This is a genomic window from Nocardiopsis changdeensis (assembly GCF_018316655.1).
In the GTDB taxonomy this organism is placed as follows: domain Bacteria; phylum Actinomycetota; class Actinomycetes; order Streptosporangiales; family Streptosporangiaceae; genus Nocardiopsis; species Nocardiopsis changdeensis.
Map to the genome: position 1 here is coordinate 440927 of NZ_CP074133.1, position 23150 is coordinate 464076.

The 23150-nt window shown below is 72.4% G+C and carries 35 protein-coding genes; 17 read left to right on the plus strand and 18 right to left on the minus strand.

The annotated features are described in order from the left end of the window. Positions 1-28 precede the first annotated feature (28 nt). Entirely contained in the window at positions 29-508 is a 480-nt protein-coding gene (locus KGD84_RS02155) for a DUF4913 domain-containing protein (protein WP_220564448.1), read from the plus strand. Between the two features lie 21 nt (positions 509-529). Here KGD84_RS02155 and KGD84_RS02160 read toward each other — a convergent pair whose 3' ends face one another. The 6 genes from KGD84_RS02160 to KGD84_RS02185 all read right to left on the minus strand — a co-directional run bounded on the left by KGD84_RS02160 (position 530) and on the right by KGD84_RS02185 (position 6028). Beyond that, positions 530-946 (minus strand): hypothetical protein, encoded by a 417-nt coding sequence (locus tag KGD84_RS02160; RefSeq protein WP_220564449.1) that lies wholly within the window; start codon positions 944-946, stop codon positions 530-532. A 13-nt stretch (positions 947-959) separates the two neighbouring features. Then, complete coding sequence (locus KGD84_RS02165) at positions 960-1790, minus strand: hypothetical protein (RefSeq protein WP_220564450.1); 831 nt, start codon at positions 1788-1790, stop codon at positions 960-962. Positions 1791-1854: 64 nt separating this feature from the next. After that, on the minus strand, positions 1855-2193 hold the full coding sequence (locus KGD84_RS02170; protein WP_220564451.1) for a hypothetical protein: 339 nt from the start codon (positions 2191-2193) through the stop codon (positions 1855-1857). 40 nt (positions 2194-2233) lie between these two features. After that, entirely contained in the window at positions 2234-2806 is a 573-nt protein-coding gene (locus KGD84_RS02175) for a hypothetical protein (RefSeq protein WP_220564452.1), read from the minus strand. A 194-nt stretch (positions 2807-3000) separates the two neighbouring features. Beyond that, positions 3001-5496, minus strand: coding sequence for a protein kinase domain-containing protein (locus KGD84_RS02180; RefSeq protein ID WP_220564453.1), 2496 nt, complete (start codon positions 5494-5496; stop codon positions 3001-3003). A 226-nt stretch (positions 5497-5722) separates the two neighbouring features. After that, complete coding sequence (locus KGD84_RS02185) at positions 5723-6028, minus strand: hypothetical protein (protein ID WP_220564454.1); 306 nt, start codon at positions 6026-6028, stop codon at positions 5723-5725. Positions 6029-6214: 186 nt separating this feature from the next. Between KGD84_RS02185 and KGD84_RS02190 the strand changes: the two genes are divergently transcribed. The 5 genes from KGD84_RS02190 (at position 6215) to KGD84_RS02210 (ending at position 10518) form a co-directional block, all read left to right on the plus strand. Continuing rightward, positions 6215-6448 (plus strand): hypothetical protein, encoded by a 234-nt coding sequence (locus KGD84_RS02190; RefSeq protein ID WP_220564455.1) that lies wholly within the window; start codon positions 6215-6217, stop codon positions 6446-6448. A gap of 352 nt (positions 6449-6800) precedes the next feature. Beyond that, positions 6801-8417 (plus strand): serine/threonine-protein kinase, encoded by a 1617-nt coding sequence (locus KGD84_RS02195; protein ID WP_220564456.1) that lies wholly within the window; start codon positions 6801-6803, stop codon positions 8415-8417. A 23-nt stretch (positions 8418-8440) separates the two neighbouring features. Further along, positions 8441-8839, plus strand: coding sequence for a spore-associated protein A (locus KGD84_RS02200; protein ID WP_220564457.1), 399 nt, complete (start codon positions 8441-8443; stop codon positions 8837-8839). Positions 8840-9117: 278 nt separating this feature from the next. Then, positions 9118-9888 carry an MBL fold metallo-hydrolase gene (locus KGD84_RS02205; protein ID WP_220564458.1) on the plus strand — a complete coding sequence of 257 codons (771 nt, stop codon included), beginning with the start codon at positions 9118-9120 and terminating at the stop codon, positions 9886-9888. A 57-nt stretch (positions 9889-9945) separates the two neighbouring features. After that, entirely contained in the window at positions 9946-10518 is a 573-nt protein-coding gene (locus KGD84_RS02210; protein WP_220564459.1) for a DUF3592 domain-containing protein, read from the plus strand. Between the two features lie 66 nt (positions 10519-10584). Here KGD84_RS02210 and KGD84_RS02215 read toward each other — a convergent pair whose 3' ends face one another. The 10 genes from KGD84_RS02215 to KGD84_RS02260 all read right to left on the minus strand — a co-directional run bounded on the left by KGD84_RS02215 (position 10585) and on the right by KGD84_RS02260 (position 14459). After that, on the minus strand, positions 10585-11016 hold the full coding sequence (locus tag KGD84_RS02215) for an ATP-binding protein (protein WP_220564460.1): 432 nt from the start codon (positions 11014-11016) through the stop codon (positions 10585-10587). Next, positions 11013-11513, minus strand: coding sequence for a hypothetical protein (locus tag KGD84_RS02220; protein WP_220564461.1), 501 nt, complete (start codon positions 11511-11513; stop codon positions 11013-11015). The genes KGD84_RS02215 and KGD84_RS02220 overlap by 4 nt, the downstream gene beginning before the upstream one ends. Before the next feature lie 340 nt (positions 11514-11853). After that, entirely contained in the window at positions 11854-12021 is a 168-nt protein-coding gene (locus KGD84_RS02225; protein ID WP_220564462.1) for a DUF397 domain-containing protein, read from the minus strand. A gap of 85 nt (positions 12022-12106) precedes the next feature. Continuing rightward, positions 12107-12280: a DUF397 domain-containing protein gene (locus KGD84_RS02230; protein ID WP_220564463.1), complete on the minus strand. Its 174-nt coding sequence runs from the start codon at positions 12278-12280 to the stop codon at positions 12107-12109. Positions 12281-12393: 113 nt separating this feature from the next. Then, the gene (locus KGD84_RS02235; protein WP_220564464.1) at positions 12394-12567 is read right to left on the minus strand and encodes a DUF397 domain-containing protein; all 174 of its coding nucleotides are present in this window, start codon (positions 12565-12567) and stop codon (positions 12394-12396) included. A 112-nt stretch (positions 12568-12679) separates the two neighbouring features. Beyond that, complete coding sequence (locus tag KGD84_RS02240) at positions 12680-12853, minus strand: DUF397 domain-containing protein (RefSeq protein WP_220564465.1); 174 nt, start codon at positions 12851-12853, stop codon at positions 12680-12682. Positions 12854-12960: 107 nt separating this feature from the next. Beyond that, positions 12961-13128: a DUF397 domain-containing protein gene (locus KGD84_RS02245; RefSeq protein ID WP_220564466.1), complete on the minus strand. Its 168-nt coding sequence runs from the start codon at positions 13126-13128 to the stop codon at positions 12961-12963. Between the two features lie 119 nt (positions 13129-13247). Then, entirely contained in the window at positions 13248-13421 is a 174-nt protein-coding gene (locus KGD84_RS02250; RefSeq protein WP_220564467.1) for a DUF397 domain-containing protein, read from the minus strand. A 112-nt stretch (positions 13422-13533) separates the two neighbouring features. Continuing rightward, the gene (locus KGD84_RS02255; RefSeq protein ID WP_220564468.1) at positions 13534-13701 is read right to left on the minus strand and encodes a DUF397 domain-containing protein; all 168 of its coding nucleotides are present in this window, start codon (positions 13699-13701) and stop codon (positions 13534-13536) included. Next, on the minus strand, positions 13698-14459 hold the full coding sequence (locus KGD84_RS02260) for a helix-turn-helix domain-containing protein (protein ID WP_220564469.1): 762 nt from the start codon (positions 14457-14459) through the stop codon (positions 13698-13700). The genes KGD84_RS02255 and KGD84_RS02260 overlap by 4 nt, the downstream gene beginning before the upstream one ends. 89 nt (positions 14460-14548) lie before the next feature. Between KGD84_RS02260 and KGD84_RS02265 the strand changes: the two genes are divergently transcribed. The 10 genes from KGD84_RS02265 (at position 14549) to KGD84_RS02310 (ending at position 20686) form a co-directional block, all read left to right on the plus strand. Continuing rightward, complete coding sequence (locus tag KGD84_RS02265) at positions 14549-14839, plus strand: hypothetical protein (protein ID WP_255646980.1); 291 nt, start codon at positions 14549-14551, stop codon at positions 14837-14839. Between the two features lie 149 nt (positions 14840-14988). Further along, positions 14989-15225: a hypothetical protein gene (locus tag KGD84_RS02270; protein ID WP_220564470.1), complete on the plus strand. Its 237-nt coding sequence runs from the start codon at positions 14989-14991 to the stop codon at positions 15223-15225. 115 nt (positions 15226-15340) lie between these two features. Further along, complete coding sequence (locus KGD84_RS02275) at positions 15341-15541, plus strand: hypothetical protein (RefSeq protein WP_220564471.1); 201 nt, start codon at positions 15341-15343, stop codon at positions 15539-15541. Beyond that, the gene (locus tag KGD84_RS02280; RefSeq protein WP_220564472.1) at positions 15525-16070 is read left to right on the plus strand and encodes a DUF6879 family protein; all 546 of its coding nucleotides are present in this window, start codon (positions 15525-15527) and stop codon (positions 16068-16070) included. Before KGD84_RS02275 ends, KGD84_RS02280 begins: the two co-directional genes overlap by 17 nt. Beyond that, positions 16070-16909: a helix-turn-helix domain-containing protein gene (locus KGD84_RS02285; protein ID WP_220564473.1), complete on the plus strand. Its 840-nt coding sequence runs from the start codon at positions 16070-16072 to the stop codon at positions 16907-16909. The genes KGD84_RS02280 and KGD84_RS02285 overlap by 1 nt, the downstream gene beginning before the upstream one ends. Positions 16910-17043: 134 nt before the next feature. After that, positions 17044-17163: a lasso RiPP family leader peptide-containing protein gene (locus KGD84_RS02290; RefSeq protein WP_220564474.1), complete on the plus strand. Its 120-nt coding sequence runs from the start codon at positions 17044-17046 to the stop codon at positions 17161-17163. 26 nt (positions 17164-17189) lie between these two features. Beyond that, the gene (locus KGD84_RS02295) at positions 17190-18947 is read left to right on the plus strand and encodes an asparagine synthase-related protein (protein ID WP_220564475.1); all 1758 of its coding nucleotides are present in this window, start codon (positions 17190-17192) and stop codon (positions 18945-18947) included. 56 nt (positions 18948-19003) lie between these two features. Continuing rightward, positions 19004-19222 (plus strand): PqqD family protein, encoded by a 219-nt coding sequence (locus KGD84_RS02300; RefSeq protein ID WP_220564476.1) that lies wholly within the window; start codon positions 19004-19006, stop codon positions 19220-19222. 8 nt (positions 19223-19230) lie between these two features. Continuing rightward, positions 19231-19638 (plus strand): lasso peptide biosynthesis B2 protein, encoded by a 408-nt coding sequence (locus KGD84_RS02305; protein WP_220564477.1) that lies wholly within the window; start codon positions 19231-19233, stop codon positions 19636-19638. A gap of 31 nt (positions 19639-19669) precedes the next feature. Then, positions 19670-20686 (plus strand): protein-L-isoaspartate O-methyltransferase family protein, encoded by a 1017-nt coding sequence (locus KGD84_RS02310; protein WP_220564478.1) that lies wholly within the window; start codon positions 19670-19672, stop codon positions 20684-20686. A gap of 54 nt (positions 20687-20740) precedes the next feature. Here the strand turns inward: KGD84_RS02310 and KGD84_RS02315 are convergent, their stop codons facing one another. Then, positions 20741-21727, minus strand: coding sequence for an L-threonylcarbamoyladenylate synthase (locus tag KGD84_RS02315; RefSeq protein WP_220564479.1), 987 nt, complete (start codon positions 21725-21727; stop codon positions 20741-20743). A 297-nt stretch (positions 21728-22024) separates the two neighbouring features. On the opposite strand from KGD84_RS02315, the gene KGD84_RS02320 reads away from it, so the two are divergent. Further along, a complete protein-coding gene (locus KGD84_RS02320; RefSeq protein WP_220564480.1) occupies positions 22025-22342 on the plus strand; it encodes a hypothetical protein in 318 nt (105 codons plus the stop codon). 12 nt (positions 22343-22354) lie between these two features. On the opposite strand, the gene KGD84_RS02325 is transcribed toward KGD84_RS02320, so the two are convergent. Further along, positions 22355-23056: a DUF4184 family protein gene (locus KGD84_RS02325; RefSeq protein ID WP_220564481.1), complete on the minus strand. Its 702-nt coding sequence runs from the start codon at positions 23054-23056 to the stop codon at positions 22355-22357. Positions 23057-23150: the final 94 nt, after the last annotated feature.

The following is a 23150-nucleotide window of genomic DNA, read 5'->3' on the forward strand; positions in this document are numbered from 1 at the left end:
GACCACGACAAGGAGAGACAGGACACCGATGGACACCGAACAGGAAGAACGGCCGGACGGGGCCCTGCTCCCCGGGGCCGGGGGGACGCTGAAGGACGAGACCCCCGACGTCTCCGAGGCCCTCGGCGGCGTGGACGTCCCCGGGGACGGGGAGGAGGGCGACCCGGCCCCGGAGCCGGTGTTCCGGAACGTCGAGGAGTTCGTGCGGCTGCGCTTCCTGCCGGTCTACGTCCGCCCCGAGGGCGGTCAGTTCCGGTGGTGCAAGGAGTGGTGGCGCCACGCCGAGGCGGTGTCGCGCTTCCAGGCGCTGTGGCACGCCTGGGAGGTGCTGCGCTGGGAGGCGGGCACCGGCATGGCCATCTGGTACCGGGACCACCTGGACTTCCAGATGGGCATCCTGCTCGGGGACAACGGGCCGTTCCGCGAGTGCACCTCGCGCCGCCACCAGGAGCCCCGGCCCCTGCCCGCCGACCCCGCCCCCGAGGGCTGGTTCGAGGACGAGTGGTGACGGGCCGGGGGTGCGCCGCTCCTAGCCGAGGATGAGCGCGAAACCCAGGACCCCGCCGACGACCACCAGGGCCGCACCGGCGGCGGCCAGGACGAGGTCCGCCACGCGGGCGGCCCCGGCGGCCGCCCGCCTGCGCGGCAGGTCGGCCTCGGCCGCCTCGGCGGCCCGGTCGGCCTCGGCCGGGTAGGCGGCCAGCTCCCGGTCGGCACGTTCGGCCGTGGTTTCGGCCGCGTCGGCGTCCCCCGCCGCCGAGGCCCGGTCGGCCTCGTCCAGCAGGGCGTCGACCCGGGCCAGCGCGGCCAGGGACACCTCCGTGCGGGCGCGTTCGGCCTCCTGGGCGGTCAGCGCCGCCGGGACGTCCAGCCCGTGGTCCACGATCCGACGCATGGACTTGGTGAAGACGAAGGCCCCGGCGAGCACGCAGAGAAGTAGAACCATGGTGTGCGTCTCTCTACGGGGTGGACGACCGGCCGGAGGAGGGGCCCCGTCCGGTGTTCCTGACGGTCGTGTTCGTCACGGGCAGCCGGGGGATGTTGGCGGGGTCGGTCGCGGGCCGGGAGGGGCCGTTCTGGATGGCCGCCATGATGCCCTGGGCCGGGCCGAGCCGGGAGTGGGGGCCGAAGTACTGGGGAGGGGCGACGCCCCGCCTGTTCGGATCGGTGAGGCCGTGGCGGGCCCCTGCCCGGGCGATGCTCGCCGGACGGTTCTCCAGGGCGTCCCGGAGGAGGTCGTTGACCGTGGAGTTGAGGTGGTTCTGCTCCCGAACGTACCGGTCCAGCCGCTTCTTGTCCTCGGCGGAGAGGGGGGCGTCCGCCCTGGCCTCGTAGAGCTCGGAGATCAGACCGGCGCGCCCGTGCTCCCGGAGGGCGAGGTCGTCCAGCGCGGTGTCCTGCCCCGCCTCCTTCTTGCGGTTGCGCTCGTCCACGGCGGCCTGGAGGGCGCCGCCGGTGCTGACGTCGGATCGCAGGCCCGCGTCGGTCAGGCTGAAGACGATGTCGAGGGCGCCCGCGCGCTCCAGGGTCCCGACGGTCTGGTTCTTCTTCTCGACGACCCGCTGGACCTCGTCGGCCCGCTGGAGGATCGTGTTGACGGCGATGACCTGCTTGTCCAGCAGTTCGAGCTGTTCGGCGGCGAGCTCCTCCGGCTTGCGCTTCAGGTCGTCGATCCGGTCCAGGGCCTTGTTTTTCTCGGTGGGGCTGTTGAGGGCCGCGAGGTAGTTCGACTGGCGCGTCGTCCTCGCGGTCTTCAGGGTGTTCCGGAGCTGGACGGAGATACTCGTCATCAGGACGAGGAAGGCCGTCGTCACAAGCCCGGTGACCACGAAGCTCAATGTTCGACCTCTTCTTCTACCACCCGGCGAGGGTGCAGACACCGATCAGCAGGATCAGCGCCGCCCAGGGCCAGGAACCCGCCCACGCGCGGGCGGTCGGGGAGGGCGGCCGGGACGGCGAGGGCGGCGTGCGGGGTCCGGGGTCGGGGGACGGGTCGGCGGAGCGCCGCTCCAGGAGGCGGGATTCGTACTCGGCGACGAGCCGCCGGCCGTCGGCCGGGTTCGGCAGGTCCCGCAGCCGGGTCCCCTCGGGGAGGTGGACCCGGCTCCGTACCAGGGAGAAGTGCAGGACCCCCTGGACGGCGAGGACGAGGAGGGTGGCGGCGGCCAGGACGAGGATCCGCTCGTCGGGCAAGGGGATCACTCCTTCCGCGACGGGTGTGCTCGGCGGGCGGTCACGGGGACGGCCTCGCGCCGCGGCTTCTCCCCGGTTCGTTGGGGAGGTGGTTCTGGCGGGCCGAGCGCAGGGCGGCCCCCTGGTTGTTGCCGCGGACGACGACCAGGCCGGTGCGCTCGGCCGTCGCGGCCGTGGCGGCCTCGGTGTCCACCGCCTTGACCAGGGCGTCGCCGTCCTTCGCGGCCCCGTCGAACCTCTTCTGGATGCCTTCCAGGAGGGTGCTCTGGCTGGCTGTCTTGGTGGCGTGCACCTTCATCAGCCGGGTCTCCTCCTCCATGGGGCGCAGTTCGCTCTTCATCTTCTGTTCCGTGCGTTGGAGCTCGTCCAGCTCCTTCTTCGGAACGATGCCCATGGAGGTGATCCTGGTGTCGGTCCCCGGGAACTTCTTGTTCTTTTCCACGTCCTTTTTGGTGGGGCCGTTGAGCAGGAGGTTCTTGCTCTTGTCGGTCCTTCCCTCGACAGCCGAGCGGATCGTGAAAATGACCATGAGGGACATGCCCGAGATGATCGTGTAGGACATCATGAGCAACTGCAACCAGGTCGGTAATCCACCGAGCAGGGACGTGCCCATCCGCTTCCCCCGTTCTCCTCCGGCCGATCGTCGCTTCGTGTCGCCGGATCGTGTGAACCGGGGCATCTTTCGCAACAGAGGATGTATACCACGTTGCTCGGGTGCGAGGAATGCCGACCCTGCCGCCGCATTTCCGGTACCGGGTCCCTTTCGTGGAAAGGTGAATCGACGTGCCGGTGATTCACCGGTCGGGGTCAGCCGGTGTCGGCGCGGTCGGTGCAGACCTCCTCGGAGGGGGCCAGGACCTCGGTCGAGTGGACGGCGACCACCTGGAAGCAGTACTCCACCTCCGGGTTGAGACCGGAGATCTCCACCGAGGACTCGCCCGCCTCGGTGCGGGCCATCGACGTCCCCCGGGTGTCGGCGGGGCCACCGACTATCACGTGCGCGCTCTCGCCGCCGGTGTTGTCCGTCCAGGTCAGCGACACGGCCACGAGGTCGTCGGTGAGCGCCACGTCCGCGGGGGCCAGCGCCACGGCGGGGTCGTCGGCCGGGGGCGCCGAGGCCCCGGGCTCCGGGCCGCCGGAGGACTCCGCCCCCGCCTCCGGGGAGGCGGACGGAGAGTCGTCCCCGCCCATGCCCCGCACCAGCACGGTGATGCCCGCCGCCACCACCACGACGGCCAGCAGGCCGACGAGTACCGGTCCGACGAGGGCGCCGAACCGGCGTTCCCGCGGCGGTTCCGGAGCCAGGTCGGGGTACGGCGGCGCGAAGCGGTCCGGGCCGCCGGTGCCGAAGGCGGGCGCGGGGGGTGCGGCGGGCCGGGGAGCCGGCGACGGCCGGAACGGCGGCGCCGGGGCCGGCCCCGGGTCGCGCCGCGTCGGCGCGGGGGAGCCGGACAGAGGGGCGGTGGGAGCGGGGGCGGCCGGAGTGGACACGGACGGCCGGACTCTCGGCGCGGGCGCGGTGTGCGCCGCCGCGGGGGCCGTCGAAGGGCTGAGGGGAGTGGTCGACGCGGGGGCGTCCGCCTTCGTGCCGGTGCTCGGCGCGGGCGCGCTGTACGCCGCGGTGGGGGCCGTCGAAGGCCCGGTGGCGGCCGGGGGACGGGGCGGCGCGGGCGGCCGGGGGGTGCCCGTCGCCGACGTGCCGGAGTCGGGCCGCGCGGGACCACTCGCGGTGCCGAGGGCGCCGAGCGGTTCCGTCTCCTCCTGGTCTGCGGAGCCGGGTCCATCGGCTTCCGGAAGGACGGCGGCCCGCCGCGCGCGGAGGGTTCCGGGGACTCCGGCCCCCGTGCTCGTGTCGTCGTCGGGGTACCCGTCGTCCGGGTAGCCGTCATCGTCGGGGTCGGGACCGGAGTCTGTCCGGGAGGCTGCGTCCGCTCGGGCGGCGGGGGACGACAGGGGCTGCGGTTTCTCGTCCTCCTCCCACCAGGCGCGTTCCTCCGCGGCCAGGGGCGCGGTTTCCGTCTCGTCGGGGTATCCGTCGTCGGGGTCGGAATCGGACTCTGCCCGGGCGGGTGCTTCCGTCCGGGTGGCCGCGGCCAGGGGCGCGGTTTCCGCCTCGTCGGGGTACCCGTCGGCGGCGCCGAGCGTCGCCGCGCGGGGCTCTGGTGCCTCCTGTGCCTCTTCGGCCCCCTGCGCCCCTTCGGCTTCGGGGTCGGTGGCCCCTCCGACCTCGTCGGGGTAGCCGTTGTCGGTATCGGGCGCTGCCGCGCGGGCCTCTTGCGCCTCTTCGGTCCCCTGCGCCCCTTCGGCCTCCTCGGGGTAACCGTCGTCAGCGTCGGGCGTCGCCGCGCGGGGCTCCTGCACCTCCTGCGCCTCTTCGGCCTCCTGTGCCCCTTCGCTTTCCGGGACAGCGGCCCCTCCGGCCCCCTCCGGGTGGCCTTCGCCGTCCGCGGACTCCGGCGCCTCCCCGCCTAGCGGGGCCTGGCGCGCGGCCAGCGCGGCCGCGAACTCCTCGGCGGTCGCCGTCCGCAGCGCGGGGTCCGGGTCCAGCGCCCGGCGCAGGACCGCCCGCAGCCACTCCGGGACGTCCTCCCGCCGTATGTCCCCGACGGCGGCGGCGGACAGGATCCGGTCCCGGTACTCCGACAGGGGCTCCTCCCCGTCCGCGTCAGGGTCGAACGGGGGCCGCCCGTCCAGGAGCGTCCACAGGGTCGAGGCCAGCCGGAACACGTCGGACGCCGGCGAGGGCGCCTCCCCGCGCAGCTCCTCGGGCGGCGTGTGGTGCAGGTCCCGGCGCGTGTAGTACACCGGCGGGAACGGGTGGTCCAGGGGCAGCGCCGAGCCGAAGTCCACGAGGGCGGGACCCGGTTCGCCGTGCAGGATGTGGTCCGGGCGCACCGCGTGGTGCAGGAACCCGGCGGCGTGCATCGCGGCCAGCGCCCCCGCCACGGCCTCGCCCGCGGCCACGACCTCGTCCACGGAGAGCTGCTCGCCGCGCGCCAGCGCCTGGCCGTAGTCGCCCTCCGGGCGCAGCTCCGTCACCGCGTAGGGGCGGCCCTCGTCGGTGACGCCGGAGAACAGCAGCGGCTGCACGCCTTCGGTGGCGGAGAACTCCTCCCACAGGCCCACCTCGTCCGGCCGCCCGGTGTCGGGCGACGGGCGCAGCAGCTTCACCGCGAAGGGCGGCTCGCCCGACTCGGGCTCGGCCTGCCAGAGCAGCGAGGCGTCGCCGAGGCGGATGGTGGTCAGGGAGCGCATCCCGGGAACCGGGGGTGGCGGCACACGGCGGCGGCCCTGACCGAGCATGGGGTCCCTCCTGGACGGCGGCGGTCCCCTCCGACCGGCGGCGCGCGGAGGGGGATGCGGGTCGGGACCCGGGCGGCCCGGGGCGACGCCTGCGCGGGCCGACCGCTGCGCGGGCGGGGAGGGGAGGTGGTTCCGGGGCGGGGCACGGTGCCCGGCAACGCTGCGGTGAGCCTAGTACACACCCGCTGAGCGGGGAAGCGCGGACCGGTCACCGGCCCCGCACCGGTCAGGCGCTCTTGCCCTTCCGGTTGAACAGCCGGCCTTCCCGCTGGCTCCTCTGCGCCGCGCGGGCGGACGAGAGCAGGCTGGTCGACTGGGTGCTCTTGCTCGCCTGACTCACCGCCTCACCCAGACTGGTCGGCTTCTGCGAGTCCTGGTTCCTCTTGAGTTCCTGCTTGATCGCTTTCCACTTTCCGGCCATGCTTCGCTCACCTTCGTTCTTGTGGGCGCCCGGAACGTCCTCCGGGCGGTTCCGGCCCAACGGGTGCAGGGTGGCCGAGCGTTTCGACGCCACCGGCGTGCTGCGGGGCACGGTGGCATGTGCGAAGCTCGGATGCTAGCACCGGGGAAGGGTGCGGAAAAGGCCGGAAAAGCCTGTGGATTCAGACATCCGGATCTGGTTTCCGTGCGCTGGGCCCGTTCCCTTCCCCCTGGAGCGCACGGTGCCCGCCTGACGTCCGGGCCACGGCACGGAGGACCATCAGGAAGGAAGTGCGGGATGGCACAAGGTAAGAGCAGCGGCGGGAACGCCGGCGGTGGGGCGGGCGACCTGGGGGACAACCCCACGACCGCCTTCGAGCCGAGGACCGGCAAGAAGCTCTCCATAGCGGAGGCGGTCGAGCAGAGGGCCAAGGGGCATGAGGCGTCCACCCGCTTCGGGCTGGACCCGGCCGCGCGGGCGGTGGCGAGGAGATCGGACGGCGGCGCGAAGAAGGGCCGTGGGGCTTCCTGAAGGCGGTCTCCGCCCCTTGACCGGTGGTGCCCCCGGACCCGGCCGCGCGGACGGCGACGAGGGGACCGGGCGGCGGCGCGGAGAAGGGCCGCAAGCCCTCCTGCAAGAGGCCTCCGCCCCCTGACCGGCGCGCCCCTGCCCCTGACCGGCGTCCCCCGGGCCCCGACCCGGATCCCGCCTCGGTGACCGATTTCGGTCACCGAGGCGGGATCCGTTCGTTCCGTCCGCACTCGTCACGGTCCGGGTCGGACCCGGTGGTTAAGATGCGGTGGTCACATGTCCCCCCGGTACCCCTGAGCCTCCTGGTGCCCGTGTGGGACGTGTCCCCACTCTCCCTTCACCCGTGGATCCCATGCGCTCTGCACAGAACGTCGCCTCGCTCCCCGCGACCGCGACCGACCTGACCCCCGCCGACCCCGAGCGGATCGGCCCCTACCGGCCCCTCAAGAGGCTGGGCGCCGGCGGCATGGGGGTGGTCTACGCGGCCCACGACGCCTCGGGCGGCCTGGTCGCGGTCAAGCTCATCCATCCCGAGTACTCCGCCGACCCCGACTTCCGCGCCAGGTTCGCCCGCGAGGTCGAGCTGCTGCACCGGGTCGGCGGCGCCTGCGCGGTGCCGCTGCTGGCCGCCGACACCGCGGCCGAACGCCCCTGGCTGGTCACCCCCCTGGTGCGGGGCCTGACCCTCGGCGACTACGTGCGCGAACACGGCCCCCTGCCGGAGCGGCTGCTGCTGGGCTTGGCGGCGGGTGTCGCCGAGGCCCTGGTGCGCATCCACGCGGTGGGCATCGCCCACCGCGACCTCAAGCCCGCCAATGTCGTGCTCTCCCCGGAGGGCCCGCGCGTGCTGGACTTCGGGGTGGCCCGTGCCGTGGACCAGACGGCGCTCACCCGGACCGGGTCCATCGTGGGCTCGCCGGGGTGGATCAGCCCGGACCACTACCGGGGCAGGCCCGCCAGCACCGCCGACGACGTCTTCGCCTGGGGTGCGCTGATGGCCTTCGCCGCCACCGGGCGGCAACCGTTCGGGACCGGCGACCCCGCGGTGGTGGCCCACCGGGTGATCAGCGGCGAGCCCGACATGGACGGGTTCACCGGGCCGCTGGCCGACCTCGCCCGCTGGGCCCTGGCCAAGGAGGCGGGGCGGCGGCCCGACGCGATGCGCCTGGTGGAGGCGGTGTTCGCCCTCAGCGGTCCGGGCCGGGGCCGGCCCCCGGCGGGGACGCCCGAGGCGGTGGACGGCGCGATGGCCACCGTCGTCGACGAGAACTGGCAGGGGGTGCCGGCCGCCCCGGAGCAGGTGTTCGCCATCGCCCCGAGGCCGGGCGGCGGGCGCGCCAAGCGCGGGCTCGCGGTCGCCGGTGCGGTGGTGGGCGCCCTGCTGCTGCTCGCCGGCGCGACCTTCGGCGGGGTGGTGCTGGCCCGGAGTTGGGACACGCAGGTCGTCGCCGACGACGTCCCGGCCGAGGAGGCGGGCACGGGCGGCGACCGCCGTCCGGGGGCCGGGAACGAGCCGAAGCCCTCCGAGTCCCCGTCCGGGGAGCCGTCCGAGTCCCCGTCCGAGGAGGCCGGAGCAGGGGACGGCGGCGGGGAAGAGGAGGAGGGTGGCGGCACCTCCGCCACGTCCACCGGGCTGGTCGGCGCCGGGGTGGCGGCCGCGGGCGCGCGCCCCTCCGGGGAGCACGTCGTCGCGTTCCAGCCGGACGGCGGGGCGGCCGTGTACGCCCGGCTCGACGGCGCCGACGTGGTGTGCGCCTGGAGCTTCTGCCAGAGCCAGGGTGGGAGCGTCGGCAACGGCAGCGCGGGGTCGGTGCCCTCCAGCCCGTCCGCGCTCACCGGCTACGCCAACCAGGGCGGCCGGACCGTCAGGGCCGAGGTCACCTACACGACGGCGGCCGACGGCACCGTCACCATCACACGCCTGGTCGAGCAGCACCGGACCAGCGGCACCGGGACCCCACCGTGGTGACCCGGGCGAACGAGCGAGGAACGATGAAGAAGATCACCGGCCGCGTCGCGGCCGTGCTGGGGCTGGCCCTGGTCGTCACCGTCGCCGGTCCGGCCCCGGTCGGCGCGGTCGCCTACGGCGGCCAGTGCGGCAGCGGGTACGGCAAGGTCAACGAGGCGGCGATCCCGGGCGGGACGGTGTTCCTCACCTACAACGGGTCCAACGGCAAGAACTGCGTGGTGGTGGTCCGCTCCTCCCCGGGCTCCCGGGTCGCCATGGACGCGGCGCTCAAGCAGAGCGGCGGCACCTCCTGGCAGACCGACCCGGGCGACTTCACCGAGTACGCGGGCCCGGTGTACCTCTCGGCCGCGGGCCAGTGCGTGGACTGGGGCGGCCGGATCGGCGACGACTGGATCGTCCGCAACGGCACCAACTGCGGCTGACCGCCGGGACGGGCGTGGGCTCACCGGGCTCCGATCCGGGCCCGGGCCCGGAGTCGGGCTGGGTGCCCTTGGGGCCGGGGGCTCCCCGGCGCCGGGCGCGGGCGGCAGCGGCGGCACCGTATGCGAACGCCGGCCGGACCGGCCTCGCGGTGACACGAAGTCCTTCCCGTGGCCCTGCCCTGGCTTCCGCGCGCGGGCCACGGAACGGAAGGCACGGAACGGAAGCCCCGAAAGACCCGGAAGAGCAGCCCCGTGTTCGGGAGAGGGAACGTGAAGCGATGGAGATGACCCACGTCCGCAACGCCACGGCCGTACTCCGGGTGGGCGGGAAGACCGTCCTGGTCGACCCGATGCTGGGCGCCCGGGGGTCCAGGGACGGGGTGCCCAACAGCAAGGGCGGCACCGAGCGCAACCCGCTCGTGGACCTGGTCGTGCCCCTGGCCGACCTGCTGTCCCCGGACGTCGTGGTGGTCACCCACACCCATTCCGACCATTGGGACGCCGCGGCCGCCGCACTGCTGCCGCGCGGCGTCCCCGTCCTGGTCCAGCACGCCGCGGACGCAGGGGCCGTCGCGAAGGAGGGCTTCACCGACGTGCGGGTCCTCGACGAGCCGGTCACGGTCGACGGCACCGTCTTCACCCGCACCGGCGGCAGGCACGGTTCGGAGGAGGCCATGGAGGCCATCGGGGAGGAACTCGGCCAGGTCATGGGCGTCGTGGTGAGCCACCCGGGGGAGCCGGTGGTGTACTTCGCGGGGGACACGGTCCTCACCGACGACGTTCCCGCGGCCCTGGAGCGGCACGACCCCGACATCGTGGTGCTCAACACCGGGGAGGGGTGGATCGGCTCCGTCGGCCCGCTCATCATGGGCGCCCGGGACGTGGTGGAGGTCCACCGGCTGGCCCCGCGGGCGCGGATCGTGGCCGTGCACCTGGAGGCGCTGAACCACTGCCCGGTCACCCGGGCCGAGGTGCGGTCCCTGGTGGCCGCACACGGGATCGCCGACAGGGTCCTGGTGCCCGAGGACGGGGAGGTCCTGGCCTTCTGACCGCGTTCGCGCGGTGCCACGGGTTTCGGCCCGGAGTGCGGGGGCACGGCGGAGGTCATGCCTCCCGAACCCCTCGAACCCCCCGGACGAGAGTTCCGCACGCGCGACCGGCTGCTCGCGATCGTGCCCGTGCTGGTGGCGGCCGCCTTGGCGGTCGCCCTGGCGGTGTGGGTGAACACACCGGACACGGGCGCCCATCCCGACTACTCCGGCCGGGCGGAGGCGGAGGTGGTGCGGGTCCGGACGGAGGCCGGGTCCGGGCAGCCGGGGATGGGCGGACCGAAGGTCACCGTGGAGGTCGTCTACACGGTCGACGGTGCGCGGTACACCTCCGCGGTGGCCGGCGTGCTCCAGCCGGAGCCCGAGGCGGGGGAGCGGGTCACGGTCGCCTACGACCCCGCCGAGCCGGGGCGGGCGGTGTCCCCGGACCTGGCCGGGGACCCGGAGGGCGGGAGGCTGCGGCTGGCCCTCACCGGGTACTTCGGGCTCATGGTGTTCATGGGTCTGGCCTTCCTGGGGCGCTTCGCCTGGCGGAACCCGGACCTGTGGAGGCCGGGGTCTGCGGAGGGCGGGAAGAGCGGGCCGGGCGGGAAAGGCGGGAAGGGCGGGCCGGGCCGGAAGGGCCGGTGAGCACCGCCGGTCGGGGCGGCCCGGCGGCACCGGGCTCCCCGGCGTGCGGGGAGCCCGAGCGTGGGGTCACCGTGCGAGGGTGAAGGTGGCCCAGGTGTGGGTGCCGAGGTCGCCGAACGGGCAGACCGGCGAGTATCCCCAGGCTGTGGACAACTCCTCGACCATGAGGAGGCCGCGCTGGCCCTCGGCCCGGTCCCACTCGTCGGACGTGCGCGCCCGGGGGATGACGGGGACGCCGCCGCCGAGCCCGTCGTCGGTGAAGCCCAGGGTCAGCGAGCGGTCGTCCGCGGACCACAGGGTCCGGATCACTCCGCCGTCCCGGCCGGAGGCGGTGTACTTGACGCAGTTGGCGAAGAGCTCGCTGCCGCACAGGACGAGCGTGTCGGCCGTGTCGGGGTCGAACCCGGACAGGTCGGCCCGCAGGTCGCGGCGGACCTGGGAGAGCCGGGCGAGGTCGCCGGGGTAGAGGCGGTGGGTCCACAGCCGTGCCGGGGTCATGCGCCCACCCCCGCGGTGCTCCTGCGGTCCTGCCGGGGCGGAAGGGTTTGATGAGCCTGACGGGCCTGCTGGGTCTGCCGGGCCTGCCAGCGCCGTACCGCGTCGGCGAGGTCGTCGAACGTGACCGGGGGCGGGGTGGGGGCGAGCAGGTCGCCCTCCCCGATCCTGGGGGCGGGGATGCGGGGTGCGGTCCACCGCTCCAGCCGGGCGGTTGCTTCGGCCTGGGCGCGGGAGTGGGCGCGGGAGCGGGCACGGGCCTGTTCGTGGGCGGTGTAGTAGGGCCTGACGAGGGGGAGGTCGTCGGCGGGGAAGGTCTCGCGCGGCTCGGCCAGGCGCGGTGCGGCGGACGACCGGGGGCGGACGGCGGGGCCGGGGTTCGCGGCGTAGCGGCGGACCCGGGAGGAGCGGCGCCGGTGGTGGCGGCCGTAGGGAGAGGTGAACAGCGCTCGCAGGAGCCCGAGGGCAGCCCGGAAGAGCGCGGCACTAAACTGGCTCACGCTGGCAATCCTTGGTGTTGAGGAAGTGAATTGCTGGCCACGACCCCGGGCGCTGGACAAGCGTCGCGGGGTCACGAGTTTTTCGGTTGTGGGGCCAGAATAGGGCAACCTGAGGGCTGCGTGCACATTTTTCGGACGGATTGCCGAAGAAGTTGTGCGCTTTGGTGTTGGTGCAGGTCAGGGGGTTGTGGGTGGAGCGGGAAGGGCTTTTTTGGGGATAGGCGAAATAAGTCCGGTTTGATCTTTATGTGCGTGGTCGTGGTGAAGTCCCGGGTGGTTTCGCGAAGGCGTGCGCATGGCAAAGGCCCCGGACGGCCGTCCGGGGCCTTGTGCGGGGTGGCTACTTCTGGGCAGCCAGGGCTGCGACCCACTCGGAGGGTCCGAAGGTGAGGTCTCCGGCGTCCCGGTGCTTGGTGTCGCGCATCCCGGCTGCGCCGCCCCCGTAGCGGCATTCGACGCAGTCGGAACCGTTGGGGCTGTACGCCGACTTCTTCCAGGTCTCGTTCATCGGTGTACCTCTCGGGAGGCTTCGGGCTTTCCACGAGTGCGGCGTGGAAAGGCGGGGCGACCATCTGCCCGGCGCGCGGAGGTGGTCACCTCTCAGCGGCGAGGGCCGCGAGCCATTCGGATGGGCCGAAGGAGAGCTGCCCGGCTTCGCGGTTCCGGGTGTCGCGGACGTCGGCGCCCGCTGCATGTTCCCGTGTCTCCACGCAGTTCGAAGACGAGCCGCTGTAACTCGACTTGTGCCACTCGGGCGAAGACTTCATCGCCACTCCAAGGAGAGGGGGCGGGGGCCACCTGAAGTATTCCCTTGGAGGCAGCCATCCACGCTTGGCAAAGGCCCCGGACGCTGGTCACCCGGGGCCTTGCATGAGCGCGGTTACTTCTCAGCGGCGAGGGTCGCGACCCATTCGGAGGAGGGGAAGGTGAGGTGTCCGGCGTCCCGGTTCCGGGTGTCGCGGATGTCAGCACCCGCTACATGTTCCCTTGTCTCCACACATTCGTTGTTACCGCTGCTGTACGAGGACTTGTGCCACTCGGCCGAGAAGGTCATTGCCGCTCCAGAGGGTGGGAAATGCGGGCTGTCCGGGGCATCCCCTCCTGGGCGGCCATCCACGGATGACGAAGGCCCCGTGTCGGTGCCCGGGGGGCTTGTGCGGGGGTGGTCACCTCTCGGCTGCCAGGGCTGAGAGCCACTCCGAGGAAGGGAAGGTGAGGTGGCCTGCTTCGCGGTTCCGGGTGTCGCGGACATCGATGCGTTCGGAGGACTCGCGGATCTCCACGCAGTTCGCGGAGGCTCCGCTGTAACTCGACTTGTGCCACTCAGGCGAAGACTTCATCGCCGCTCCAAGGGGGGTGTGGGGCCACCTGGAGTATTCCCTTGCAGGCGGCCATTCACGCTTGGCAAAGGCCCCGGGCGGTCGCCCGGGGCCTTGTATGAGCGTGGTTACTTCTCAGCGGCGAGGGCCGCGAGCCACTCGGAGGGGCCGAAGGAGAGCTGTCCGGCTTCGCGGTTCTTGGTGTCGCGTGCCTCAACTGCCTCCGCGGTCCACCTGCACTCGACGCAGTTCCCACTGTTCGGGCTGTACGGCGACTTCTTCCAGATCTCGTTCATCGGTGTACCTCTCAAGAGGCCTCGGACTTTCGACGAGTACGGCAGGGAAAGGTGTGGCGACCGTCTACCTGACACGCTGTGGTGCTTCGGTGAGGGCGGTTTCTGGTGTGCGGGGGTGGTTACTTCTCAGCGGCGAGGGCCGCGAGCCACTCCGAGGAGGGGAAGGTGAGGTGTCCGGCGGCTCGGTTCTGGGTGTCGCGGACATCCGCACCGCAGGTGTGCTCCCGGGCCTCCACGCAGTTCGATCCCGTAGAGCTGTAGCTGCTCTTGTGCCAGTTGGTCGAGGACTTCATCGACGCTCCAGAGGGAGGGGGTATGCGGGTCGCCTGGAGTATCCCCCCACAAGTGGCCGTCCACGCATGGCGAAGGCCCCGAGTGGTTGCCCGGGGCCTTGCGTGGGGGTGGTTACTTTTCAGCGGCGAGGGCCGCGAGCCACTCCGAGGAGGGGAAGGTGAGGTGTCCGGCTTCGCGATTCTTCGTGTCCCGTAGAGCCACCATGTCCGACTGCATCCGGCACTCCGCGCAGTTGGGGGAGTCACCCGAATAAGTCGATTTGAACCAAGAGTCGTTCACAGTAGTTCCTTCAATGCTGCGGTGGTCTCCCGGGAGGGGAGAGCGGCGGCGAGTGCCGAGGAGACCATGCCGAGCAGCGCCGAATGATCACTCCGCTCAGCGATCACCGTACCGCGTGACCAGTCCCCGACGACCGCCACGTCATCACCGGCCAGATGGAAGACCGTTGTGGCGCTACCTGGTACGAGCAGGATGGAGCCGCGGGGCACCAGGTGCACGATCACTCGACCCGTCTCGATCCAGTCAAGCAGGGCTTTTGCTTGTTCGACTTGAATCTCTTGGGGGAGTGCGTCCAACACAAAGAGAGGAAAGACGGCCGTCACCCGAAGCTTCGGCAGTTGGTGCAGTCGTTCGCATCGAAGTGCAGTAAGTCTCGTTACCTCCTCTTCGGTCATCCAGGGGCGTGCGGCGCGGAACAGTAACGACGCTAGCGAGGGGCACTGGAGGTAGCCGGGAACCATGCCTGGGGAGATGACCGTGGCAGCGCGTGCCTCCGGCTCGATGCGAGACAACGACCTCGCCCAAACCGGGATGCTGAAGCCGTCCTTCGCCTCCTGGTGCCTGGCCAGCAGGGTGCCATCGCATCCCAGGATGCGGTCGAGTGCCTCGGCGTTCTCCCGCTTGGGCAGCGAGCCCGAGTTTTCCCACCTATTCAGGGAGGAAAGCGACAAATTAGCTGATCTCGCGAGCTGGGTCTGTGTCAATCCCGCCGCTTCCCGAGCAGCGGTCAAAGCCTCTGCGAATATGCCGGGGGTCATGCAGGAAAGATACCGGCAGGGATGCCGGGAGCATCTGGGATTCTTGGAATTCGCTGTGAGACCAGGTTGGGAGACCCGACGCTGGATTCATGATCGGAACCCACAGGCCCGTCGTAGGGCACTTGGACTCGGACAACGAAGTGGCAGTGCTGGCGCTGCGTTCGGCGCTGCGCCGCCGGGGGATCGCCTCGACGGACGGCGGCCTCCCCCTCTCCGTTCGCGCGGACTACGACGGCAGGCGGGTCACCGTCCGCCTGACAGATCAGCAGTGGTGGCGGCCGATGCCCGGTGAACCGGGCATCACCATCCCCCTCGCCCGCCAGGGCGCCGAGGAAGACCTTGCCCACCAGCTCGCCCGCGAACTCCTGGGGCGGCTGTGAACGCCGACGAACCCCTTACCTGGGCCGAGTTCATCCGCCTCACCCGCCCCCGCACACCGCCGATTCCGCGCCCGCGCCCGGCGGAACAGCCCCCGCTGCCCCGGCGCCGACGCTCCTCTGCACCCGAAGACCCCGGAAGGAAGCCCGTCATGCCCGCCCACACCGACACCCGCCCCGCCCGGTGCGGCCGGCCCGCCACTCGCCTCCAGCGGGAACGGGCCGACGAACTCTTCGACCTGCTCTCCTCGCTCCTCCGCGACGCCGCCGACCCCGATGCCGACACCGCCGCGCTGCTCCGCGCGGCCGACCGGGCCTTCGAGGCCCTGCACCGCCACCTCAGCCGCGGCGGCGCCCTCCCCCAGCCCTGGCGCGACGCCCGCCACTGAACCGAACCTGTCCCCGACGTGCAGGAGAAGAAGAAATAGAGCTATTCCTTTACATCAAGAACTTCTGGGAATAATCTCGAAGGGCCGCACTCCCTTCCTCCCCCTAGGAGATCCGTTGGAGTTCACCAAGATCAGCGGTGGTTGCGAGGACGACCAGTGCCCCGCTGTGTACACGACCGACCGGAAGAGCTACATCGTGCAGGGATACACGATCAGTGACCCGGACGTCCTGGAAAAGCTGGGTCTCCCACCGGGAGAAAGCGCCGTCGAGATCCCCCACGCTCTCCTGGAGGGTATTCGTGGCGAAGCTCGATGACGGCCGGTTCGACGCCCTGTTCACGACTTCCGTCAAGAGCGTGTTCCGGCTGGAGACACTGCCCGTCTACAACCCGGTGTCGGAGGGGGAGAAGTTCCGTGCCTACATGGCGGGCGACCCCTGTCCCCGAGTGGGGGTGGTCACCCCTTACATGCAGAGGGTCATGGACCACGTCGCACAGGGGATCCGCCGCTACCGCGTGCATGTGGTCCGCAGTCCGCTGACGGACTACCTGAGGTACGAGATGGAGTGGGGGTACTCGTTCAACGCCCAGGCCGGCGAGGAGATCTTCATCCTCGACACAGCCGAGCACGGTCGTCCCGAGGGCCTTCTGGACGAGGATTTCTGGTTCTTCGACGAGACGCGCACGGTGCGGATGATCTACCGGGAGGACGGTGAGTACCAGGGAAGCGAGCTCGTGGAGAACCCCGGGCCGACTCACTACCGCACCCAACGGGACCTCGCGTTGGCGGAGGCCGTACCCTTCGACCAGTATTGGAGTGCCCATCCGCAGTACCACCGGGATTGATGGCCGTACCTGAGTCGTTCCACCAGGACCGCGCCGAGCTGGCCGATCGCCTTCGCCGACTTCGCGCGGTCTCCGGCATGTCCGGGACGCGGGTCGCCGAACTTCTGGACTGGAGCCAGTCCAAGGTCTCCAAGATCGAGACCGGCCGGGTCACTCCTTCCGGCGACGATGTGCGGTCGCTGCTGGACCTCTACCGTCCGCAGAAAGACGAACGTGTCGAAACGGAGGAACTGGCGCGGGCCTTGAACGACCGTTACAGGTCCCTGCGGATGCTGCGCAAACGCGGCCTGCATCGAACCCAGGAGGACATCGGCCGGAGAACCCGGCAGGCCCAGACCGTCCGTTCGTTCCAGCCCACGATGGTCCCCGGTCTGCTTCAGACCCCTGAGTACGCGCGCGCCGTCTTCAGCCAGCCCCTTTCGAGCGGCGGGACCGACGTGGCGGAGGCGGTGCGTGCCCGCATGGAGCGTCAGACCATCCTGTTCGATCCACGGCACTCGTTCCATTTCGTGATCACCGAGGCCGCCCTGCGCTGGCGTCTGGGCAGCGCAGCGACCATGCGGGCGCAGATGGACCGACTGGCCAACCTCTCCACGGCGGAGAACCTCCGCATCGGTTTCCTGCCCTGGAACGTTCCCGTCGCCCAAGTGCCGAAGAACGGGTTCGTCATCCTCGATGAGGAGGAAGTCTCGGTGGAGAGCTTCACGACCCACCGGAACATCACCGAGCCCCGCGACGTCCGCTTCCACCTGGACGTCTTCCGGCTGTTCGCCGACGCCGCCGTTTACGACGACGAGGCCCGGACCTTCTTGGCGGAGCTGGCGCGCGAGCACTCCTGAACGGTCTTCCACCGAGTGACCTCACCGAACCGCCACACTAGTATTCCTTGAAGCTTCCGCTTTCCAAGAATAGTCTTCTTCTGTGCGGGGCGAGATCTTCGCCCCGCCCCTCGCCCCCACGGAAGGACGACCCAGTGGAACAGAAGACCGTCTACGAGCCCCCGACCGTCACCGATCTCGGTGACGCCCGCGAACTCATCCTCGGCACCGGCGCACACGACACCGCCGACATGAACACCGCCCGGTACAACTGACCGGCACGATGACGACGGCGTCGAGCGTGGAGCACGCGCTGACCGCCCCCGCCGCCCGGCACCCCGCGGTGCCGGTTCGGCGCGTCGGTGACGAACACCGTGGGGCGGTCCTGTTCGGTGAGTGTCTCGCCGACCCCGCAGAGGTGGAGAGGGCGTTCTCCGCCACCGGAGCCGTTTCGCCCGCCCGGGCCCTGGAAGTGCTGCGAGCGTTCCCCGGTCGCTACGGGGTCGTCTGCCATGACATGGAGGAGACGGCGGTGACCGGTGACCTCGCAGGGGTTCTCCGGATCTGGTTCGGCGCGGGCGCCCCGGCCCGCTTCGCCCTGACCCCGACGGCCCTCTTCGGCCCGGGCCTTCCCCGGGTCGATCCGGGCGGCCTCGCCGCACGGCTGTTCATCCCCGATGCCGTGGGTACCCTGCCGGGTGGCGATCCGTTCCAGGGGATCACCGAACTCCCCCAGGACCACATGCTGGTCGTGCGGGACGGTACGGCGCGGATGGAGCGACTCCGGTCCCCCTTCCGGCCAGAGGCGGGTGGCGATCCCGTGGAGGCCTCCCGAACCCTGGCCGACGCGCTGACCCGCGCCGTGACCGCCCGGCTTCCCCGCTCCGGGCGGATCAGTGCCGACCTCAGCGGGGGTATGGACTCCTCCTTCACAGCCCTCCTCGCGGCCCGGCACCACCGTGAGGGTGTGCAGGCGATCACCTATACGGACCGGTTCGCCGACAACGCCGATGATCTCGCCCACGCCTCCCGGCTGGCGGGCACCGATCCGAGCCTGCGCCACCGGGTCGTCCACGGCGGCCCGGACACCCTGCCGTTCTCACTGTTGGATCGTGCCCCGTTCACGGACCTGCCCGGCACGGACGTCGTTCTGCACGCGCGTACCGCGCGCCGTTTGTCCCCTGCCCTCGGAACGGAGGTCCATTTCGCCGGGGACGGCGGGGACGCGGTCATCGGCGCCCCATTGACCTATCTGGCCGCGCTCGCGCACACGCGGGAATTCCTTCGAGAGTGCCGGGGCTGGGCGGCACTTCGTCAGCGCCCGGCCCATCGGGTCCTCCGGGCGGCGTGGGCGGTCTCCCGTCAGTCCTACGCGGATGCCCTCCTGAACGCCGCAGAGCGTTTGTCACGCCCTGCCGCAGCGGACCGGCCCGATGCGCCACCGCTCTGGGAGGCGGCGCTCACCTGGACGGCGGTGAGCCCCCTGGCGGCTTGGGGTACGCCCTGGGCCCGCCGTGAAGCAGCGGAGCGTCTGCGCCAGGCGGCCGCATCGGTACAGGAGGAGGACGACGGCACCGACGCCCACGCACTGCGCGCTGTGCGCTGGCATGCGGCCATCAGCCGGCCGTTCCTCCAGGTGGCCCATGCGCACGGGGTCCGGGTGGCGCTGCCCTTCTTCGACCACCAGGTGCTCGCCGCATGCCTGTCCGTCCCTGCCCGGCACCGAGTCTCAACGGCGCAGGTCAAACCCCTGCTGGCCCAAGCGTGGAGGACGACGTTCCCCACCGTGCGGTTCGAGAGGAGCACCAAGGGCGACTACGGAGCGTGCGAGTACCACGGGGTGCGCCGCAACGCCGACCGGCTGCGGTCGCTGTTCAGGGAATCCCGGTTGGGAGACCTGGGGGTGATCCGTCCCGACCTCGTGCTGGCGGTGCTGGACGCGGCGGTCGAGGGGCGGCGGGTGGCGATGGGCGCGCTGGCCGACGCGGTGGCTGCCGAGGTGTGGCTGCGTGGTCTCGACCGCTGCACGGTACCGGCCGAGCGGGAGGAACAGGCATGACGACTCGGTGGAGTGTCGCACCCGGCGTCCACTTCACGGGGACGGAGGACGGGGCGGTGCTGCTGGACTTGGCCTCGGGGAGGTTCCTGGCGCTGAATCCGACGGCCGCAGCCATGTGGAGAGGGCTCGCGACGGGTTCCTCCGCTGAAGAGGTGGCGGCGGAATTGGCGGCGACGCTGGGTGTGGATGAGGAGTGGCTGCTCGGCGATGTGCTGCGCCTGGTGGTCGATCTGCAGGAAAGGGGAGTGCTCGTGGATGTGGAGACGACCGGATGAGCATGCATATGGCACTGCCGCAGCCGCCCCCGGTCCGCTGCGGCCCCTTGAGGTCGGTGGCCGGCTTCATCGGTTTCACCATCGCGGTCACTCTTTCGGCCCTGCCGATCGGGCATACGGTGCGGGTCGTCGGATGGCTGCACCGCCTCGTACGCCGCCCCGCACGTTCGGAGGAGGCACTGGTCGCGGTCGTGGCCGCACGCCGCGCCGGAGCGTGGTTTCCGGGTCGGGCGGCCTGCCTGGAGAACTCGTTGGCGGCGGTGTTCACCGCGGCTCTCCTGGGATGCCGGGTCGACTGGTGCGTTGGGGCGCGGATGATGCCCTACGCCGCCCACGCCTGGATCGAGGCGGCCGGGCGGCCGGTGGGAGAGCCCGCGGCGCCGGATCGGCCCCATCTGTTGATCATGCGCGTGTGACCGCACGGGCAGAACACACAAGGAGAAGAACATGGAGTACGGATCAGCCGTGCGGTCGGCGTCGGCGGCCGTGGACGAGGACCTGTACACCCGCGGGCCGGACGGCGGACTGGTCACCCAGTCCACGGCGGCCTCCGCGATCGCGGAGGCGCTGGAGCGGTCGGACGTGCGTCCGGGGATGCGGGTGCTGGAGATCGGCACCGGGTCGGGGTTCTCCGGGGCGCTGCTGTCCGAGCTGGTGGGGGCGGCGGGCGAGGTCGTGTCGGTGGAGGTGATGGCGGACCTCGGCGCGCGGGCCGCGGACCTGCACCGGGCCCAGGGCCGGAACAACGTCGTGACGGTCGTGGGCGACGGGCTGCTCGGGGCTCCCGGGCACGGCCGGTTCGACCGGGTCGTGGCGTGGGCACGGCCGGAGCTGCTCCCCGAGGCGTGGGTGGCGCAGGCCGTGCCGGGCGCGGTGCTGGTGCTGCCGGTGGACGTGACGGAGCGGGCCAAGACCGGGATGATGCTCCGGGCCCGGGTGGACGGGGACGGGACTCCACAGGGGGAGGCGTTCTTCGAAGGCGGCTACGTGGAGCTGCACGCCGAGGTGCTCGACCAGTGGTGGGTGCCGCCCCGGGGCGTGGACGCACTGGTGCGGCACGAGGGGGCGGCGTGGTGGCTGTCCGCCGGATGGGCGTCCGGTGACCGGGAGGCGGCCGAGCGGGTGCTGCGGAAGCTGGCGGCGGAGGGCGCACGGACACCCCTGTTGGCGGAGGACGAGGGACCGCGCGGCATCGCGCCGTACCTGTACGCGACCCGGGCGGAGGAACTGTGCACGGTGGGCGCGGAGGGCCTGGGCTGGGGGATCGGGTACGCCGACCGGCAGGGGGCCGCGGTGTTCACCCCGGGCGCGGGCGAGGTGCTGCACACCGGTGACGGGTCGGCGCTGCTCCGGCTCCGGCAGTGGGTCGCGGACTGGCGCGAGGCCGGCCGGCCGGGTCACCCGGACCTGGTCCCGGTGCTCAGCCGGGTCGAGGGCGGCCGGCGGGTGCGGGCGAGGCTGTAGGCCGCCGTACGGCGGGGACGCCCCTCGGCGGCCGGTCCGGCCGCCGGGCCTCGTTCACCCCTCCGTGGACGGCCGGGGCCCGGCGGCGCGGCGCAGCCGGTTGGCGATCGCGAACCCCAGCCCCTCCTCGGGCGGCAGGGAGGCCACGATGACGTCGCACCCGCTTCCGTCGAGTTCGCGCAGGAACCCGTAGAGGCCGCGCGCGTACTCGTCCATGGAACCGGGGACGGCGACGACGGCGTGCGCCCCGGCGGGGGCCTCCCCGGCCCCGGGGGGCAGCAGGATCCCGACCCCGTTCCCCTGCTCCCTCAGCCGCTCGGCCTCCCCCGCCACCTCGTCCGGCGCGACCAGGACGACCCGCGCGCGCGGCGCGTAGTGCGAGGGGTGCTGGCCCGGCACCCGCACCGGGCTCGCCGAGGGCGCCGCGACCGGGCGCCCCAGCGCCTCTTCGAGGGCCTCCCTGGTGACACCCCCCGGCCGCAGGATGCTCGGCGTCCCGCCCGTGACGTCGACGATGGTCGACTCGACGCCCACCTGGCAGGGGCCCCCGTCCAGCACGAAGCCGACGTCGGATCCCAGCTCCTCGCGGACGTGCCCTGCCGTCGTGGGGCTGACCGAGCCGAAGCGGTTCGCGGACGGAGCCGTGACACCCCCGCCGAAGGCGTCGAGCAGCGCGAGCGCGGCGGGGTGGTCGGGCACGCGGACGGCCACCGTCTCCAGCCCGCCGGTCACCTCCAGGGGCACGCGCGGGCCCCGCCTCAGGATCAGCGTGAGCGGTCCCGGCCAGAAGCGCTCGGCCAGCACACGGGCCGTGTCCGGGACCTCCCGGACCCAGTCGCCGAGCCGCGCGGCGGAACCGATGTGGAGGATGAGCGGGTGCGACGGAGGGCGCCCCTTCACCTTGAAGGTGCTCGTGACGGCGTCCGGGTCCTCGGCGTTCGCGCCGAGACCGTAGACGGTCTCGGTGGGCAGCGCCACCAGTCCGCCGGCGCGCAGCACGCGAGCCGCCTCCTCGATGTCGGCGGTGCTCCACGTGGTCACCGTTGTACCTCCCCTTGTTCCGTGGCGGCCCCGGCTCTTCCGCGGACGGCCGCGCGGCGTGCGCCTGCGGGCTCGGGTCCGGGGGACGGGGCGGGGCGGCGGTGCCGGGACCGACGCTCCGCTTCAGGGTACAAGCAGGTGGAACCCGTTCCCGGCCGTTCCGGAGGCCGGCCGGTCCGGAGGGGAGCCGGCCGGGGCGATGGTGCCCGGCGGCGCCCGCAGGCACCTCGTTTCCCCTTCCCCGGCCGGAATGCGGAAGAGTACGGGGTGCCACCCCCCGGCTCCGAGGAGAGAACCATGACCCCCACCCAGATCGTCCGCACCGTGGCCGCCGCCCTGATCGCCGGCGGAGCGGCCCTCGGGCTGATCCCCGGCGGCCGGTGCGGGGCGGGCTGGTGGTCGCCCCTGTACGGCGACGGGACCTCCTACGGGTGGTTCGGCTACTCGTCCCTGGACGGCTCGGGCATGCCCGCCGTCCTGCCGCACGAGATGTGCGAGGCGGCCACGGCCCCGGTCGCCTCGTGGGCGATCGCGCTGGTCGTGATGGGGGCGGCCCTGCTGGCCGGGGTGTGGTTCACCACCTCGTACACGCCCAGGCAGCGCCCCCGGCAGTGACCCCGGGGCGGCTCACGCCTTCCCCCACTCCCGCCACCGGCGGGCCCACCAGTACAGGCTCCAGGCGGCCGCCCCCGCCCCCGCGCCCGGCACGGCCCCCAGGAGGACGACCCGCACGAGGTCGTAGCCACTGGCGAGCGCGTCGCCCGCCGCCAGGCGGGACACCGCGCCGCCCACCAGGGCGCAGGCGGCGATCGCCGCGAGCGGGACCCACCGGGCCCGGACGGCCGGCCGGTCCCGGAGGACCCACCACGCGACCGCCGCCAGCCCCAGCACCGAGCTGGCGTACATCAGCACGTTGTAGAGCTTGTGCGGCTCCACCACGGGCGTCTGGAGCACCGGGAGGAGCTGGACCCCCGCGCCGCCCGGGTGCGTGAACGCGTCCCACACCATGTGCGTGAGCGCGCCCACCGCGATCGCCGCCGCGCCCCGGGCCGCGCCCCGAGCGCTCGGGGCGGGCGGCGGCCCCGCCTCGCGCCCGACCAGCGCGGCCAGGGGCGCCCGCAGCGCGTACGTCCAGCAGGCCCACACCGCCCCGCCCAGGAGCACGACCAGCGGCAGCCCCAGCGGGAAGTGGGTCGTGGACGCCCCCACCGGCACCGGCAGGTAGTACGGGAGGTCGGGCACCATGGCGCCGACGACCAGCGCGGCGGTCGGCAGCCGGGTGCGGGCGAAGGGCAGGACGGCCGCCACGTGGGCCGGGGTGAAGGGCATCAGCGGCCCCCGGCCGACGCCCGCGGACGGGTTCTGTTCCAGGCCATCGCCGCACGCTCCTCCGACTCCTCCGGTCCCGGGCCGGGCACCGTTC

Coding starts and splice junctions, on each gene's coding strand:
- KGD84_RS02265 (WP_255646980.1), top strand. CDS start 14,549: ATGATCGGAACCCACAGGCCCGTCGTAGGGCACTTGGACTCGGACAAC.
- KGD84_RS02200 (WP_220564457.1), top strand. CDS start 8,441: ATGAAGAAGATCACCGGCCGCGTCGCGGCCGTGCTGGGGCTGGCCCTG.
- KGD84_RS02180 (WP_220564453.1), bottom strand. CDS start 5,496: ATGCTCGGTCAGGGCCGCCGCCGTGTGCCGCCACCCCCGGTTCCCGGG.
- KGD84_RS02225 (WP_220564462.1), bottom strand. CDS start 12,021: ATGAACGAGACCTGGAAGAAGTCGGCGTACAGCCCCAACGGTTCCGAC.
- KGD84_RS02310 (WP_220564478.1), top strand. CDS start 19,670: ATGGAGTACGGATCAGCCGTGCGGTCGGCGTCGGCGGCCGTGGACGAG.
- KGD84_RS02210 (WP_220564459.1), top strand. CDS start 9,946: ATGCCTCCCGAACCCCTCGAACCCCCCGGACGAGAGTTCCGCACGCGC.
- KGD84_RS02155 (WP_220564448.1), top strand. CDS start 29: ATGGACACCGAACAGGAAGAACGGCCGGACGGGGCCCTGCTCCCCGGG.
- KGD84_RS02285 (WP_220564473.1), top strand. CDS start 16,070: ATGGCCGTACCTGAGTCGTTCCACCAGGACCGCGCCGAGCTGGCCGAT.
- KGD84_RS02195 (WP_220564456.1), top strand. CDS start 6,801: ATGCGCTCTGCACAGAACGTCGCCTCGCTCCCCGCGACCGCGACCGAC.
- KGD84_RS02175 (WP_220564452.1), bottom strand. CDS start 2,806: ATGGGCACGTCCCTGCTCGGTGGATTACCGACCTGGTTGCAGTTGCTC.
- KGD84_RS02270 (WP_220564470.1), top strand. CDS start 14,989: ATGCCCGCCCACACCGACACCCGCCCCGCCCGGTGCGGCCGGCCCGCC.
- KGD84_RS02245 (WP_220564466.1), bottom strand. CDS start 13,128: ATGAACGAGATCTGGAAGAAGTCGCCGTACAGCCCGAACAGTGGGAAC.
- KGD84_RS02260 (WP_220564469.1), bottom strand. CDS start 14,459: ATGACCCCCGGCATATTCGCAGAGGCTTTGACCGCTGCTCGGGAAGCG.
- KGD84_RS02215 (WP_220564460.1), bottom strand. CDS start 11,016: ATGACCCCGGCACGGCTGTGGACCCACCGCCTCTACCCCGGCGACCTC.
- KGD84_RS02165 (WP_220564450.1), bottom strand. CDS start 1,790: ATGACGAGTATCTCCGTCCAGCTCCGGAACACCCTGAAGACCGCGAGG.
- KGD84_RS02325 (WP_220564481.1), bottom strand. CDS start 23,056: ATGCCCTTCACCCCGGCCCACGTGGCGGCCGTCCTGCCCTTCGCCCGC.
- KGD84_RS02190 (WP_220564455.1), top strand. CDS start 6,215: ATGGCACAAGGTAAGAGCAGCGGCGGGAACGCCGGCGGTGGGGCGGGC.
- KGD84_RS02160 (WP_220564449.1), bottom strand. CDS start 946: ATGGTTCTACTTCTCTGCGTGCTCGCCGGGGCCTTCGTCTTCACCAAG.
- KGD84_RS02320 (WP_220564480.1), top strand. CDS start 22,025: ATGACCCCCACCCAGATCGTCCGCACCGTGGCCGCCGCCCTGATCGCC.
- KGD84_RS02250 (WP_220564467.1), bottom strand. CDS start 13,421: ATGAAGTCCTCGACCAACTGGCACAAGAGCAGCTACAGCTCTACGGGA.
- KGD84_RS02235 (WP_220564464.1), bottom strand. CDS start 12,567: ATGACCTTCTCGGCCGAGTGGCACAAGTCCTCGTACAGCAGCGGTAAC.
- KGD84_RS02240 (WP_220564465.1), bottom strand. CDS start 12,853: ATGAAGTCTTCGCCTGAGTGGCACAAGTCGAGTTACAGCGGAGCCTCC.
- KGD84_RS02205 (WP_220564458.1), top strand. CDS start 9,118: ATGGAGATGACCCACGTCCGCAACGCCACGGCCGTACTCCGGGTGGGC.
- KGD84_RS02305 (WP_220564477.1), top strand. CDS start 19,231: ATGGCACTGCCGCAGCCGCCCCCGGTCCGCTGCGGCCCCTTGAGGTCG.
- KGD84_RS02230 (WP_220564463.1), bottom strand. CDS start 12,280: ATGAAGTCTTCGCCCGAGTGGCACAAGTCGAGTTACAGCGGCTCGTCT.